The 15,443-nt window shown below is 48.4% G+C and carries 12 protein-coding genes; 3 read left to right on the forward strand and 9 right to left on the reverse strand.

What is annotated here, in order from left to right; translation table 11 throughout:
• Positions 1–22: 22 nt before the first annotated feature.
• From AR442_RS14315 to AR442_RS14340, 6 genes are all read right to left on the reverse strand, one after another.
• Positions 23–2,356, reverse strand: a complete 2,334-nt coding sequence (locus AR442_RS14315) for a YhgE/Pip domain-containing protein (protein WP_014417342.1) — start codon at positions 2,354–2,356, stop codon at positions 23–25.
• Positions 2,357–2,430: 74 nt separating this feature from the next.
• Positions 2,431–3,003 (reverse strand): TetR/AcrR family transcriptional regulator, encoded by a 573-nt coding sequence (locus AR442_RS14320; RefSeq protein WP_003155219.1) that lies wholly within the window; start codon positions 3,001–3,003, stop codon positions 2,431–2,433.
• Between the two features lie 148 nt (positions 3,004–3,151).
• Positions 3,152–4,585, reverse strand: a complete 1,434-nt coding sequence (gene hemY, locus AR442_RS14325; protein WP_014417341.1) for a protoporphyrinogen oxidase — start codon at positions 4,583–4,585, stop codon at positions 3,152–3,154.
• Between the two features lie 27 nt (positions 4,586–4,612).
• Positions 4,613–5,548: a ferrochelatase gene (gene hemH / locus AR442_RS14330; RefSeq protein WP_014417340.1), complete on the reverse strand. Its 936-nt coding sequence runs from the start codon at positions 5,546–5,548 to the stop codon at positions 4,613–4,615.
• A 75-nt stretch (positions 5,549–5,623) separates the two neighbouring features.
• A complete protein-coding gene (hemE, locus tag AR442_RS14335; RefSeq protein ID WP_014417339.1) occupies positions 5,624–6,685 on the reverse strand; it encodes a uroporphyrinogen decarboxylase in 1,062 nt (353 codons plus the stop codon).
• A 123-nt stretch (positions 6,686–6,808) separates the two neighbouring features.
• Entirely contained in the window at positions 6,809–8,950 is a 2,142-nt protein-coding gene (locus AR442_RS14340) for a transglycosylase domain-containing protein (RefSeq protein WP_014417338.1), read from the reverse strand.
• A 122-nt stretch (positions 8,951–9,072) separates the two neighbouring features.
• On the opposite strand from AR442_RS14340, the gene hmoB reads away from it, so the two are divergent.
• The 3 genes from hmoB to AR442_RS14355 all read left to right on the forward strand — a co-directional run bounded on the left by hmoB (position 9,073) and on the right by AR442_RS14355 (position 12,334).
• Positions 9,073–9,573: a heme-degrading oxygenase HmoB gene (hmoB, locus tag AR442_RS14345; protein WP_014417337.1), complete on the forward strand. Its 501-nt coding sequence runs from the start codon at positions 9,073–9,075 to the stop codon at positions 9,571–9,573.
• 118 nt (positions 9,574–9,691) lie between these two features.
• Positions 9,692–11,077, forward strand: coding sequence for a membrane protein (locus tag AR442_RS14350; protein WP_014417336.1), 1,386 nt, complete (start codon positions 9,692–9,694; stop codon positions 11,075–11,077).
• 69 nt (positions 11,078–11,146) lie between these two features.
• Positions 11,147–12,334: a M20 family metallopeptidase gene (locus AR442_RS14355; RefSeq protein WP_014417335.1), complete on the forward strand. Its 1,188-nt coding sequence runs from the start codon at positions 11,147–11,149 to the stop codon at positions 12,332–12,334.
• A gap of 20 nt (positions 12,335–12,354) precedes the next feature.
• Here AR442_RS14355 and AR442_RS14360 read toward each other — a convergent pair whose 3' ends face one another.
• Genes AR442_RS14360 through ecsA form a run of 3 tightly spaced genes read right to left on the reverse strand, consistent with a single transcriptional unit; the run spans position 12,355 to position 15,064 of the window.
• Complete coding sequence (locus AR442_RS14360; RefSeq protein WP_014417334.1) at positions 12,355–13,059, reverse strand: EcsC family protein; 705 nt, start codon at positions 13,057–13,059, stop codon at positions 12,355–12,357.
• Between the two features lie 42 nt (positions 13,060–13,101).
• Entirely contained in the window at positions 13,102–14,328 is a 1,227-nt protein-coding gene (locus AR442_RS14365) for an ABC transporter permease (RefSeq protein WP_007409219.1), read from the reverse strand.
• Positions 14,321–15,064, reverse strand: coding sequence for an ABC transporter ATP-binding protein EcsA (gene ecsA / locus AR442_RS14370; RefSeq protein WP_003155231.1), 744 nt, complete (start codon positions 15,062–15,064; stop codon positions 14,321–14,323). The genes AR442_RS14365 and ecsA overlap by 8 nt, the downstream gene beginning before the upstream one ends.
• Between the last annotated feature and the right edge of the window lie 379 nt (positions 15,065–15,443).

Here is a 15,443-nt window from a genome sequence, read left to right on the forward strand (position 1 = left end):
ATCTGCTCAGAGCCTCTTTTTCTTATGCTGTTATTTCTTCTTCCGTTTTGTGTTCTTTTTTGCTTTGCACCGTAAAATACACGATGGTCAGCGCGATCATGACAACGGCGATGCCTAACAGAATGGATGCCTGCTGCCACATATAGCCGTAATCGCCATTTGAAATGACGGCGCGGAACCCGTTGATGCTGTAAGTCATCGGCAGTGCCCCGTGAATCACTTGATAGAATCCCGGCAGGAGTTCAAGCGGGAAGGTTCCTCCGCTTGCCCCGAGCTGGAGCACCAGAATGATGACAGCGATAAAGCGTCCCGGATTTCCCATCGTTGTCGCCAATAATTGAATCATGGACAGGAACGCGATGCTGGTAATCATCGTAAAGAGATAGAATCTCCAAGTGCTCTCCACATCAAGCCCGATTCCTTTTAACAGAACCGTGGCGACAATAACAGATTGAATCAGTCCGACAAGCAGAATAACGCTGAATTTGCTGAGGAACCATTCAAAACCGTTTCTCGGACGCCCTGAAGCTTCACTCAGAGGGAATACGACCGTCAGCATCAATCCGCCGACATACAAGCCCATAGAGAGAATATAAGGCGTCAGTCCGGTACCGTAGTTAGGCACGGAATGAATCGCGTTATCGTCCGTTTTTACCGGATCGGCAAACATGCTGTACGTTTTGTCATCTGTCTTAATGTCCCCGGTTTGATCGGCCGCATCTTTCAGCTGGCTGGACAATTGTCCGGTGCCGTCTAAAAGCTTGCTTAAACCGGTGCCGAGAGATGCTTGACCCTGCTCAATTTTGGACGAGCCGTCATGGATTTTGTTTTGCGCATCCAGGAGTTTCGTTAAGCCGCCTGATACTTGGCCGCTCCCTGACACTAACGCTTCTGATCCTGATTTGAGCTGTCCGAACTTGCTGTTGTATTCACCGATGCCGGCCGTCAGTTTGTTTTGGCTTTCAAAGACGGTCTGCGCTCCGCTGTACAATTTATCAGTTCCAGCTGTCAGCTGGTTAATCGCGTCTTGTACCGCCGCTGCGCCGTTATACAGTTTCGATGTGGACTGAGGCAGTGCTTTCAGCTGATCAGCCTTCGCTTTTACATCTTTGAGCGCGTTTTTTATGACTGACATATCCGGAAGCTGAATATCTCCGCCGGACGGAAGCTGGCTGACGATATTGTCTAAATCCGGAAGGTCGGCCTTCGGAAGCTTCTCATTCAGTAGCTGAACAAGTTTCGCTTTTTGCTCATCCGTTAAGAAATCACTGTCCTTAATCACCTTTTTGACCGCGTCATCCCGGGCATCCAGGTTGTTTTTCAGATCAGAAAGCTTCTTCTTAAACTGCTGCAGGTCCTTTTCAGTCTGCTCGAGCTGCCCAACCGCGTTTTCAATGTCTGACAGGTTGACTGAATTGATCGCATCTTCAAATGCCGCCGCTTTTTGCGACACTTCCTGCGCCTTGCTGTTTAACGCGCTTAATCCATTCGTTAAATCCGGAAGCTTTTGCTGGAGCTGCTTTTGTGCGTCAAGGCTTGTTTTCAGCCCGCTGGCCACTTGGCCTCCTCCTGAAGCAATCTGTCCTGATTTATCTTGAATTTCGGCGCTTGCGCTCTGAAGTTTTGCGATAGAGCTGTCAAGCGTTTGAATTCCGCTTGTCACTTTCGCCGCTCCGTCTGCAAGCTGCTGCGTTTTATCGCTGATGGTGGCGGTGCTTTCAGTAAGCTTCGCTAAATTTTCCTTCAGCTTGGCGCTGCCGTCTTTCGCGTTTTTCGTGCCGTCGTCTATTTTCTTGGCTCCGCTGCTGGCTTTGCCGAGCCCTTTGGCAATATCTTTAAAGTTATCAAAAATAACTTTTGCGTATTGCTCTGTCACTTCTTTCGACACGGAGGCTTTCAGTTTGTCGATCGCCTTTTCCCCGATTGTCGCGCCGACATAGTTTGATCCGGCATTCGTATGATATTTCAGATCCAGCTTCTTCGGATTTTTATCCATTACCGTGCTGGCGTTTTTCGAAAAATCTTCAGGAATCTCGACCAATAAATAATATTTAGCATTTAATAAGTCCTTTAACGATTGATCAAGATCGCTTGAAAAATGCCAATCAAAATTATCATTTTTCTTTAACTCTTTCACAAGATCGTCACCGATCTGAAGATGTTTCCCTTCGTAGTCCGCCCCTTTATCCTGGTTGACAACGACAACCGGCAGCTGATCCACCGTGCCGTACGGGTCCCAGTACGCCTTCAAAAACACTCCGCTGTAGATCAGCGGAACGAATAATATGGCAATGATGGGGATTAACAGTTTCTTGTTCGTTACAATGTCTTTCCACTGGCTTTTTATTGTATTCAACCCTGTTGCCTCCTTCCGCAAACTGACTCATTTGACAAAACGGTCACGGCACCTAAAAAGTGAAGGATCATCTATTATTTAGATAATCCTTGACCAACATACATTTCCAGCAATTCGGCGATCGTCTCTTTTTCAAGAGGCGGATGGTTTTTTTCCCAGTCAAATATCAGCGCGATGTAGAGCTTGAGCATCACAAAAGCGGTCAGTTCCGGATCACACGGTTTAATGCTTCCGTTTTCAATGGCTGTTTCTATCTTTTCTTTAATGTATGACAGAATGGCCCGCTCCATTTTCGCAATGACATCCTGAACGGCTATTGTACCAATCTCGGCGTTCTCCTGAAAAATTTTAATAGTCAGCTGGTGTGTTTTTCTGAATTCCAAAATCGCGACAAGCGCCCGGTGGACATTTTCGTGAAATGAAAGCTCCGGTTTCATCGCTTCGTCTGCGTGTTCCTTCATTTCTCTTAAAATAGTGGTGAAAATATCATCAAACAGTTCTTCTTTGTTTTTGAAAAACGTGTAGATGGTTCCCTTCCCCACATTTGCAAGCTTTGCCACCAGATCCATTGTCGTTGCTTTGTAGCCGAATTGTGTAAAAGACTTCGTTGCCGCTTCCAGAATGAGCTTTTTCCGATCGACGGACATGTTTCCCACCTCGTTAAATTGACCGTTTGAACGTTTTAGTCATTTTGTACATAAGATAACTTATCACAGTCGCAAAGAAGATTCAAATGTTTTTTCTCTTTATTGGTGTTCCCTTTACAGAACGGGAACATGCAAAAAAACCTCCGTTTTACGATAACGGAGGCTGGTACGTTTCAAATAAATAAGCCAGTGAATCATATACGGCGGCTTTTCCCTGGTCGATACAGTCGGGGATGCCCACCCCTTCGAAAGATGCGCCCGTCGCGTATACGCCCGGATAGGAAGCTTTCAGCGCATCTCTGAACTCTTTGATGCGCTCCTTATGGCCGACATGGTATTGCGGCATGCTTTCGTTCCAGCGGGTCACACAGGTCATTTCCGGTTCGCCATTCATTTTCATTACTTTTTTCAAATCTTCCATTACGATTTTAATGATCTCGTTATCTGAAAGATCTACGATGGATTCATCTCCGGCCTTTCCGACGTACGCCCTGAGAAGCGTTTTGCCCTCCGGCGCCGCGTGCGGCCATTTTTTATTCGTCCATGTGCAGGCCGTGATGGAGAAGTCGCTGTTTCTTGAGATTACGAATCCCGTACCTTCATGCTCCATCTTGACGGCTCCCTCAGGAAAACCTAAGGCGACGTTGGCAACGGACGTAGAATGCATGTCTTTGAGACATGAAACCGCCGGCAGATCAGAAAGCATTTTCGCCGCGGCTTTATGCGGGGCTGTTACTATGCATCCTTCCGCATAGAGCACTTTGCCGTTATCAAGCGTCACGGAATATCCTTTCTCCTCGCGGCCGATATGGGTGACTTTCGTTCCTTTCATCACCTTTGTCAGCGTAAGCTGCTTTTCCAGCTCCTCCACCAACGTTTGAAGCCCTGTCGTCAGCGTTAAAAACTGGCCCTGCTTTTTGGCCGTCAGCTGCTGTCCCGAAGGCTGCGGACGCGATTTTTTCATACCGAGAATCAGGCTTCTGTGCTTTTGCTCAGTCTGATAGAATTGCGGAAACGTGGACATGAGGCTCAGCTTATCAATATCTCCGGCATAAATCCCTGATAAAAGCGGTTCTATTAAATTCTCAACGACTTCGTCACCGACGCGTCTGCGGAAAAATTCCCCCAGAGACTGATCTTCCTTCGGTTTGCTCGCAGGCAGGACAAAGTCAAGCGCCGCCCGCGCCTTTCCGGGAACAGAAAATAAACCGGTGGAGATGAACGGAGCGATTTTGGTCGGAATGCCCATCACCGCGCCCTTCGGCATCGGATGAAGCGTCTCGTTGACGAGCACGTAAGACTGTCCGGTCGCATTGTTGACGAGCAGATGCTCAAGCCCCAAATCCTTGACGAGCTGCGGCGCGCTTTTTTTCCTTTCCAAAAAAGAATCCGGCCCCCGCTCAATGATGTAGCCGTCTTTATGCGCCGTCTGAATTTTGCCGCCGGCTCTCGGGCCCGCTTCGATCAGGGTGACCTCAAGCGGCAGCTGTTTTTCTTTGATTTCTTTTTCCATGTAGAAGGCGGCGGCTAATCCCGTTATGCCGCCGCCGATGATGACCAGATGTTTTTTATCGCCACTCATTTTTATCGCCTTCTTTACCGTTTAATTCTACTTGTCCAGCTCTTTCAGCACGACCGCTGCAAGCGCGTCGATAAATTCAGGCTGTGCGTTCGGCATGGCCGGACGATAGTAGCTTGCGCCGACTTCTTCGGTCACAGCTTTGCATTCATAATCATTATCGTAAAGCACCTCTAAATGATCGGCAACGAAGCCTGCAGGCACGTATACAAATGCCTTATAAGGATGCTTTTGATTCAGCTCGCGCGTAAGATCCTGCACATCCGGCCCGAGCCACGGATCAGGGGTGTTCCCTTCGCTTTGCCAGCCGACTGCGTAATCGGTAATTCCGGCGCCTTCGGCAATCAGTTTTGCGGATTCCTCCAGCTGGTCAGGATACGGATCGCCGTATTCTTTAATTTTTTCAGGAAGGCTGTGCGCTGAGACGATCAGCATCGCGTCATCCCGTTCTTCTTTCGGCATTGATTCATACGTTTTCTTCACCTGGCCGACCCAATAATCAACGAATTTCGGTTCATCATACCAGCTTTCAACGGACTTGATGGTCAAGCCGCCGAGCTTCTCCGCTTCTTCTTTCGCGCGTTTGTTGTATGACTGGACGCTGAATGTTGAAAAATGAGGGGCGAGCACAAGGCTGACAGCTTCTGTAATGCCGTCTTTATGCATGTCCGCCACCGCGTCTTCAATAAACGGTTCAATATGTTTTAATCCGATATACACTTTGAATGTTACATCATCCTGGATTTCATTTAAACGCTGTGCGAGCTTCTCCGCCTGCTCCTGCGTGATTTTCGCCAGCGGAGAAATGCCTCCGATCGCTTCATATCTGTCTTTTAAATCTTGAAGCATATGAGGCTCCGGCTTTCTTCCGCGTCTGATATGCGTATAATAACGTTCTATGTCCTCTTCTTTGTAAGGCGTTCCGTAAGCCATGACAAGAAGTCCCATTTTCTTTTTGCTGCTCATTTTGTTAAACACCTCTTTTGATGGTCTGTCTACCTTGATTTTGACAGGAAAATCTACTTATAACCAACGATCTGCTCAGGAAGATTGTTCCGTTTTTTTGGCAGCGGAATATTCATGTACAAACGCCGTCAGCTTTTTCAGCGTTTCCGGATTGACATCAGGGAATACGCCGTGCCCTAAATTGAAAATAAACCCGTCCGCTTTCATGCCTTGATCAAGTATCGCTTTCGCTTTTTTCTCGATGACTTCCCAAGGCGCAAGAAGAAGCGACGGATCAAGATTGCCCTGAACCGTTTTTGTAATGCCTTGTTTTCTGGCGTCATCTATGCCGAGTCTCCAATCAAGACCGACGACATCAAGAGGAAGGTCATGCCAATCCCCGGCCAGATGGCTTGCGCCTACGCCGAACATGATCAGCGGAACTTGCTCTGCAGAAAGCTCCCGGAAAATTCTGTCCATCACCGGTTTTATAAACTGCCGGTAATCTTCGCGGTTCAGCGCGCCGACCCATGAATCAAAAATCTGAATGGCTTTTGCGCCGGCGTTAATCTGCGCTTTTGCATAAACGATAATCATGTCCGCGAGCTTGTCCATCAGCATTTGCCACGCTTGCGGCATACTGTGCATAAACGCTTTTGTTTTGTTGTAATTTTTAGAAGGCCCGCCTTCAATCATATAACTGGCCAGCGTAAAAGGCGCTCCCGAAAAACCGATGAGCGGAACATTCAGCTGTTCGTTTACGAGTAATCGGATCGTTTCCAGCACGTAAGGAACATCCTGTTCGGGATTCAGTTCGCCGAGCTTTTCAATATCCGCAGCAGAGCGCACCGGCTGATCGATCACCGGGCCGATTCCGTTTTTTATTTCAACATCCACTCCGATATAAGGAAGCGGCGTCATAATGTCTTTATATAAAATGGCAGCGTCCACTCCGTACTGCTCGACCGGGAGCCTCGTCACATACGCGCACAGCTCGGGCTGATGCGTAATTTCGACTAAGCCGTACTTTTCCTTCAGCTTGCGGTATTCCGGCTGCGACCTCCCCGCCTGTCTCATGTACCAGACAGGGACGTGATTTGTCTTTTCTCCCCGTGCCGCTTTTAAAAACGTATCATTAAACGCTTCTCGTTTACTCATCTGAATTTCCACCTTTCCTCCTGCAACCATACGTTCGTGTTCTTCGCCCATTACACTATACCTTGTTTTTTCAAAAGCGTATAGAATTGAGGCTTAATGTTCAAAAAATCGCCGAATTCATGATTAAGAAGAAAAAAGCTTCGGCTGAACGTATTCCGTTCCCTCTCCTTCTTGATCCGTCTGTGAATTATATGGAACGACTTTGTATGAAGCCCCTGAAAACAGATTGGCGTACGGTATGTCAAAGCTGCCTTTTCCTTTCACTGAATCCAGAAGCTTGTCTTTTCCGTCTTTCTTCTCATATATTCGGTAAACAACCCGATCATCCTTTTGAATATCCCATTTTAATTGAACCGTAATCAGTCCCATCGCCTTAAATGTATAACGGGCCGACAGGGACTTTACCGCCTCCAGCTCAATCGGGCTGCCCAGTTCCTTCACATTTTCAGGCTTTTTGAATGTCCGGCCGTTTTCCCCCGCTTTTGTAACGATATCTTTAAAGAGTCTGACCGGGTATTGGCTTCCGCCTTTCAGGTAATGGGTTTTATCCGTTTTGTCATAGCCCATCCAGACGGCTCCCGTCAGTCCGGGAGTGTATCCCGCAAACCAGGCGTCCTTTGTCGCGCCGGGGACGCCGGTAAATGTGGTCGTGCCGGTTTTCCCCGCCAGGTCACCTTGATAGCTGCCTTGTGAAGCGGTTCCTTCTTTTACGACCTGCTGAAGCATTCTCGTCATATTCCATGCCGTCTGTCCGCTGAAGACGCGCGTTTTGCCGTTTTTAGGCCCGGACAACGTTTCTCCGTCTTCGTCCGTGATTTTCTCTATAAAAAATGGCTTCGTATACATTCCGCTTGCCGCAAAGGTATGATAAGCTCCGGCAAGCTGAAGCGGGGTGACGCCTTCAGACAGACCGCCCAGCGCAATCGCGAGTCCGTTGTCAGAAATGTTCATACCGTTTTTCTCAAGATACGATTTTCCCGTATCTACGCCGATCTGCTTCAATGTCCAGACAGCGGGCGCATTTATGCTGTAAGTGATCGCATCCTGCATCGTCACTTCCCCCTTGTACTGTCCGTCATAATTTTTCGGTTCATACCCGTCGTAGGACGTGAGTTTGTCTTGGAGAAGCGAATACGGTTTGAACTTGTCTTCCTGCATGGCGGGACCGTATACGGCAATCGGCTTAAACGTTGAGCCCGGCTGCCGCTTCGCCGTAACCCTGTTGTATCCTTTTGTCACGTAGTCGCGTCCGCCGACCGCCGCGCGCACGCCTCCGGTTTTATTATCAATAAAGACGGCGCTTCCCTCTGCCGCTTGATCCGTCCCCGGAAAATAGCCGCTTTCCTTCATGAGGGTGTATGCCGTTTTCTGCAGCTTGGAATCAAGTGACGTCCGGATCGTATAGCCGCCTTGAAGCAGCTGTTCACCCGACATCGAATAACGGGATTCCGCCTCCTTGATGACAAGATCGATATAACTGTCAAACCAAGGCGTTTCTGATGTTTTCTTGACATGAAGCCCCAATGTCCGGCCCTGGGCTCTGACGGCTTCCTTGGCGCTGATATAGCCTTGGTCGTTCATCATTGCAAGAATCGTATCGCGGCGTTCTTTATTTTTATCCGGATGCTGAATCGGCGAATAAAGAGATGGCGCCTTCGGAATCGCTGCCAGAACGGCTCCTTCCGCAACGGTTAAATCTTTTACTTCTTTATTAAAGTAGTAGTGGGACGCGGCTTGAATGCCGTAAACGCCATGGCCGAAATAAAGCTGGTTCAGGTACATTTCAAGCAGCTTGTCCTTGCTGTAATCACGCTCAAGATTGATGGCGATAATGACTTCCTTCGTCTTGCGCAAAAATGTTTTATCATGAGTCAGAAAAATGTTTTTCGCCAGCTGCTGGGTGATCGTGCTTCCGCCTTCCACCTTGCCGCCTGCTAAAACATCCCGGAACACCGCCCGGCCGACAGACTTCACATCAATGCCGTGATGTTCGTAAAACCGTTTATCTTCAACGGCGATAAAGGCATCTCTCACATCTTCCGGAACCTGCTGAATGGATACCGGCTCGCGATTTTCCGTATAGAGGCTCGCGATTTTATCACCGTTTTGATCGACGATTTTTGAAGATGCGTGCAGTATTAATTTCTTTTCATCGATGACATAATGGCCGAGAAATATAATGATAATGTATCCGATTAACGCGAGAAAAGCGGTTGCCGCCGCAATTACAGCCGGAATAAAGAATCTTTTTTTCTTTTTCAGCATAAGTCACCTCGCCTTTCTTAACTTGTAGTATGGGAAATATTGTTTCGAATTATGTCAGAATGAGTCGCCAATAGAAACTTATACCACTCTTTTGATATACTAGCAAGCAGGAGGTGGCTGATATGAAGGTTTATATTACATACGGGACAGCCGATTTTTTAAAGACGATTGCAAAGAAACACCCGAGTGAGAATATGGTGCTGATGCAAGGTGAGGATAATGCGGTTTTAATTCATGAAACAAATGGAGAAACCGTTTTTCAGGCGCCCCATTCCTATGAAAGCATCGACAGCGTCGGGGAAATCAAAAATCCGGGCTACGCCGTCCTCAACAACATCGCCGTTACCCAGGAAGGCCGTCCGCTGTTTGAAAACCGGTTTAAAAACCGCGCCGGCAAAGTGGAAAATGAACCCGGTTTTCAAGCCATCCGCGTATTAAGACCGCTCGAAGGCGATACGTATGTCATTTTGACCCTGTGGAAAGAGGAAAAAGCCTTTCAGGATTGGCAGCAGTCAAACTCTTATCAGGAAGCTCATAAAAAACGCGGAACATCTGCCGGCATCGACACGACGTCTATTTTCTCCCGGCCGTCTTATGTAACCGCTTATTACGCAATAGACTAAAAAACCGCCGGAGATTCTCCGGCTTTTTTAATGTCCCGATTTTACGCTTCGTTCTTTGCACCTTCCGCCCGCCTATGAATAACCTGTAGCAATCCTATTTATAAACGGAGTGGTTCAATTGGGGATCGGCGTCTACTCGGTACATCTGCTTTATGTTGCTTTTATCGCGGCCATTATCGTTTTTATGCTTCTCAGAAAAGATACAACCTTTATTTCACTCGCCGGCATTTTTGTGATTGCGCTATGGACGACGCATTCATTCTCCGCTTCGGTCAGCAGCCTGTTTCACAGCTTCACGTATGCCGCCGGAGAATTGCTGCCGACGATTTTTATCATTTGTTTTATCGTGGCGATGAGCGGCCTCTTGACCGAAACCGGTATTAATGAAGCGATGATTTCTCCGTTTGCAAAGCTGATGAAAGGGCCGGCTGTCGCGTATTGGGTTATCGGCTGTCTGATGTTTGCCATCTCTCTTTTTTTCTGGCCGTCACCAGGGGTGGCGCTGATCGGCGCTGTGCTGCTTCCCGCAGCGATCCGGGCGGGCCTTTCTCCGATCGCCGCGGCTATGGCGATGAACCTGTTCGGCCACGGATTCGCTTTATCGGGGGATTACGTCATTCAGGCGGCCCCGAAATTAACGGCCGATGCCGCGGGCATTCCCGTGGGCGATGTCATGCAGGCAAGTATTCCGCTCGTTTTGATCATGGGGTTAACGACGACAATCACCGCTTTCTTCCTCATCATGCGGGATCGAAAAAAAACGAAGGCCCCCCTCTCCTTGGACAGCTCCGGTTCTTTGGACACAAGTATGTATCTGCCGAAAAAACTCAGGGTGATCCTGGCGGTTTTCATTCCGCTTGTTTTTCTCGCCGATATTATCTGCATGATCGTATACCGTCTGCAGGGAAACGAGGCGACGGCACTCGTCGGAGGAACCGCGATCGGCATTCTCCTGATCGTTCATTTCATTGTATATAAAGAGCGGCATTTAGAAAAGATCACCGAGTATTTTATCGGCGGTTTTCAATTCGGCTTTAAAGTATTCGGCCCCGTCATTCCGATCGCGGCCTTCTTTTATCTCGGTGACGCGGGGTTTAAAAGTATTTTGAACACCCCGCTGCCGAAAGGATCTGCGGGGATCGTCAATGACCTCGGATTGGCCCTGTCCCATTCTTTTCCGATGTCCGGAGAATTCGCCGGCATCGCCCTGGCAGCAGTCGGTGCGATTACCGGGCTCGACGGGTCAGGGTTTTCCGGTATATCTCTTGCAGGCTCGATGGCAAAGCTGTTTTCCGCCGCGCTTCATACGGACCCGGCCGTTTTAACGGCGTTGGGCCAGATTTCAGCGATCTGGGTCGGGGGCGGAACATTGGTCCCTTGGGCACTGATCCCCGCTGCGGCTATTTGTAAAGTTGATCCGTTTGAGCTTGCCAGGAAAAACTTTATCCCGGTTGCGGCCGGGCTAGTCGTCACAACGATGGCCGCCATCATCATTCTCCCGTAGCAAAAGGATTGAAATCTTCTGACATTTTCTATACAATCATGGGAAAAGCAGACGAGGGGGGCATCGCTTTTGACGTTAACGACACTTCAAAAAAGCTTAAACGCTCAGCTTGACGGGCTGTATGAGGAAATGGTTGAAATCAGGCGTCACCTTCACATGAATCCCGAGCCATCCTTTAAGGAGAAAAAAACACCGGCGTTCATCGCCTCATTTTATGAAAAGCTCGGCGTCCCCATCCGGACGAATGTCGGGGGCAACGGTGTCACAGCCTATATTGAAGGCGGTGAACCGGGACCGGCCGTGGCACTCAGAGCTGATTTTGACGCTCTGCCGATACAGGATGAAAAAGATGTGCCCTATGCTTCACAAATTCCCGGCGTCATGCACGCCTGCGGGCACGACGGCCATACGGCGGCTCTGCTTGCGGTCGGAAAAGTGCTGTACCGCAACCGGGAAAAACTGAAAGGGTCATTTGTGATGATCCATCAGCACGCTGAGGAATTATCTCCCGGCGGAGCACAAGCAATGATTGAGGATGGCTGCCTCGAACATGTCGATGCCATTTTCGGCACACACCTTTGGGCGACTGAACCCGTCGGGACGGTCTTATGCCGCCCGGGCGCAGTGATGGCCGCCGCTGACGGCTTTACGATTAAAGTCATCGGCAAAGGCGGCCACGGCGCGATTCCTCACGATACGAAGGACGCCGTTTTAATCGGCTCACAAATCGTCACGGCTCTTCAGCATATCGTCAGCCGGCGGGTAAATCCGGTGCAGCCGGCCGTCATCTCAGCCGGCTCATTCATCGCTGAAAATCCGTTTAATGCGATTGCCGATCAGGCAGTCATATCAGGTACCGTCCGCTCGTTTGACGAAAGTGTGCGCAGCCTGCTCGAAGCAGAAATAGAAGCCGTCGTAAAAGGAATCTGTTCCATGCACTCCGCTTCCTATGAATATCGTTTCAAGCGCGGTTATCCCGCCGTCGTTAATCATCCTGAGGAAGCGGCGCACGCTGCGGCAGCCGCAGCGGAAACAGACGGCGTCACGAAGGTCGTTGAAGGAGAGCCGCAGATGGCCGGAGAGGATTTTTCCTATTATCTGCAGCATACAAAAGGCGCATTTTTCTTTACGGGCGCCGCTTTAGAAAACGCGGAAACCATTTATCCTCATCATCATCCGAAATTTGATTTTAATGAAAAAGCGATGCTGACGGCCGCCAAGGTGCTTATCGGTGCTGCGGTGAGCTACCCCCGCTGACATAAAAAACAGCCGGTACATTACGTACCGGCTGCTGTGATTCTTAAATGAAAAACGTGCCTTGCCGTCTCACCGAGCTGTGACAGCAGTTTATAATTGGCCGCTCCGCCCACGGCGGCTCCGACGACCGGCAAAAGCTGAAACAATTTCACCACGTCCAGATAATCGCGGTATTCCTGCTGAAAAACTCTCCAATCGACATCATGCTTTTTCGAATCCCATTGTTCAATCATTGAGTATATGCGTTTCCGCTGTTCACCGCTTGAGAAAGCCAGCTGAAAAATAAACAACAAAAACAATCGTTCATCCCTGTCTTTCACATCATAGCCGTAAATGGAGGCAAGATCGAACAGACATTTCATTTTAATGGATAACAGCAAAGGAAAATCAGCCATCCCTAAAAAAATTCCGCCGGCCCCCGTACCGATACCTTCAGCTGCCGCGACCTTTTGGTACGATGCGACGGTTTGTCTGGCGAGGGCATCTTTTTCAGCAAGCGTCATACCGTTTGTATCCCGCTTGCTTTTCACCAGATTTGAACCCGCCATTGTTGCTTCGGTCATTTTTTTAATGCTTTCTGTGATGACGGCATGAATTTTATCGGGAATCCGCTCATTTATTTTCGCCTGCATTCCTTTAGAAAAGCGTTCAAGCATGGAATCTTTGCGCAAAAAACGCGCTTTCCATTGCAGTGCTTCCTGTATCAGCTGCTGATCGTCGGTCATCTGTGTCTCCTTCTTTCATTGAGGTTTCAAAAACCCGATTGATTACAGCTTGCCGTACTTTTTCAATCTTCCGCCCATATACGAAGGCATGATCACAAAAATCAGAACGGCTGAAGCAACAGCCGCATACAGCGCCCCGCTGACTCCCGCGGCATAAGCTGACGCTGCACAGAACAGCAGCGCCTGCACGGTTAATGCCGATTTCATCAGCGAAAAGAAACTTTGCAGCTTCGCTTTCTGGTTGACCGGGTAAAGCTCCTGTAACGACAGATGATGAAAATGCCCGAACAGCGGTAGAAGCTGTATCCCCGTAATAAAGACGGTAAATACGGTTAACGCCGCCGTTATCCACGGATTGGCGGAAACGAGCATAATAATCAGGATAAAAATAATCGTGAGCCTGACCTGAATGCCGAGATAATCATTTGAACGCAGAAAGGCCCGCGCATACATATAGGAGAACGTTTTCCGCTGTTCAAACGGAATCATTCTGAGCAAAAAGTCGAGATACGCCCGGCGTTTTGCCTGTTTCTTCAGGTGAGGCACATCGGTAAACAGATTGGCGATTCTGTAAAACCGCTGCTTCCTTCTTAATTCATATTCAATATGGGCTTCCCATTTTAATGATTTATGTTTTGCGGCCGATGTGAAATACACATAAAGGCCGGCCATCACAATGTAGACGGCGGCAGCGTACACATAAAACGACTGTAAGACGAAGTATAAAAGCAGCATATTGCAGATAAAGCGTATGACCGCATCCATCATTTTCATGCTTCTGTCATTCATAAACGTCATCCGCCACTCCATGGCCTGATTCCACGCTTTTACCGCCAGCATCTGAATAAATACGGCGGCATACGACGCAAGCGACGCCCCCGGACTTACAGCGAAAAACAGAGGCATGCATACAAGCGACAGGGCAATAAGCGGAAACAGCTGTGACAGATAGCTGTACTTAAATGAATGCTTAAAGTATGTCCCCATTTTCGGTTCAAGCGGCAGCAGAAACACGAGGTCCGCTTCCTTTAACAGCGTCCGGACGTATGAACCGGTCAGCACAAATGAAAAGAGCACCGCCATCACCCAAAATGACGGAAAATGAACGGGAATGTCTTTGACCCACTTGCTGTACCAACTTGCCGCGCCGGCAATAAAAAAGATCAGCACAATGACGAGATGATCATTGAGCATATATTTCATATACATTCTGGTTTCCTTTATATGCTCTTCAAGCCGGGACTGCCAAATCGTAGACATATTATTCATGGCCGGCGTCTTCCTTCGTCAGTTCGATATACAAGTCATCAAGAGCTGCGTCTTTCATGCCGAACTGCTCTCTCAGTTCTTCCAGTGTGCCGCTTGCCCGCACTTCGCCGTTATGTAAAATAATGAAAGCGTCACAGTAGCGCTCTGCCGTAGCCAGGATATGCGTTGACATCAGCACGCTTGATCCGGCTTTTTTCGCGGCGTCCATCCGCTCCAGCAATGCATTGATCGCAAGCGGGTCAAGGCCGAGAAACGGCTCGTCAATGATATAAAGCGAAGGCTCCGCGAGAAACGCGCACATGATCATGACCTTCTGCTTCATCCCTTTGGAAAAGTGAGCGGGAAACCATTTCAGCCTTTTTTCCATTCTGAATTCTTTCAGAAGCGGAGGAAGCCTTTTTTCAAGTGTTTCTTTGGAAAGGCCGTACGCCATGGCCGTCAGCTCCAAATGCTCTTTGAGCGTCAGTTCTTCATACAGCACCGGCGTTTCGGGGATGTACGTAAATTGCGAGCGGTAGCTTTCCTTATCCTCCGAAAACGTCTTGCCGTTCAGCTCGATCGAGCCTTTATGCGGGTCCATTAATCCGATAATATGCCGGATCGTCGTGCTTTTGCCCGCGCCGTTTAATCCGATGAGTCCGACAATCTGGTTCGGCTCAAGGGTGAATGAAACATTTTTTAAGACCGGGTTTCTCGTATAACCGCCGGTTAAGTCTTTTACCGATAGCAGAGACATAATTTCTCCCCTTCTGATTCGTTTTTCTTCATAGTACCAAAAATAAAGTCTGATTTGAAACGATTCCCTTTTTTTCTCACGTGAAAATCGTGCATAGTTATCGTTTTGGCGGACATCATAATGTATGTAGAAGGAAACAGCTTTAATCAACTGAAAATGAGGTGTTTATAAAAGACGTCTTAGAACAGTTGGATGAAAATCAACATGTCCTGTGCTTACAATTTCTTCACACACTGCTTTGATGATGTTCTTCATTCATGATGAAATAATCAAATGAGGTGTTTGTCCCAGGAATGATTAAGCAGACCCATAAGTCTTCATTTTAAAAACAAATGAGGTGCTTACAAAAGGCATATTCAATTTTCTGTGGTAAAGCTCG

Source organism: Bacillus velezensis, assembly GCF_001461825.1.
GTDB lineage: Bacteria > Bacillota > Bacilli > Bacillales > Bacillaceae > Bacillus > Bacillus velezensis.

Coding starts and splice junctions, on each gene's coding strand:
- AR442_RS14320 (WP_003155219.1), bottom strand. CDS start 3,003: ATGTCCGTCGATCGGAAAAAGCTCATTCTGGAAGCGGCAACGAAGTCT.
- hemY (WP_014417341.1), bottom strand. CDS start 4,585: ATGAGTGGCGATAAAAAACATCTGGTCATCATCGGCGGCGGCATAACG.
- hemH (WP_014417340.1), bottom strand. CDS start 5,548: ATGAGCAGCAAAAAGAAAATGGGACTTCTTGTCATGGCTTACGGAACG.
- hemE (WP_014417339.1), bottom strand. CDS start 6,685: ATGAGTAAACGAGAAGCGTTTAATGATACGTTTTTAAAAGCGGCACGG.
- AR442_RS14340 (WP_014417338.1), bottom strand. CDS start 8,950: ATGCTGAAAAAGAAAAAAAGATTCTTTATTCCGGCTGTAATTGCGGCG.
- hmoB (WP_014417337.1), top strand. CDS start 9,073: ATGAAGGTTTATATTACATACGGGACAGCCGATTTTTTAAAGACGATT.
- AR442_RS14360 (WP_014417334.1), bottom strand. CDS start 13,059: ATGACCGACGATCAGCAGCTGATACAGGAAGCACTGCAATGGAAAGCG.
- AR442_RS14365 (WP_007409219.1), bottom strand. CDS start 14,328: ATGAATAATATGTCTACGATTTGGCAGTCCCGGCTTGAAGAGCATATA.
- ecsA (WP_003155231.1), bottom strand. CDS start 15,064: ATGTCTCTGCTATCGGTAAAAGACTTAACCGGCGGTTATACGAGAAAC.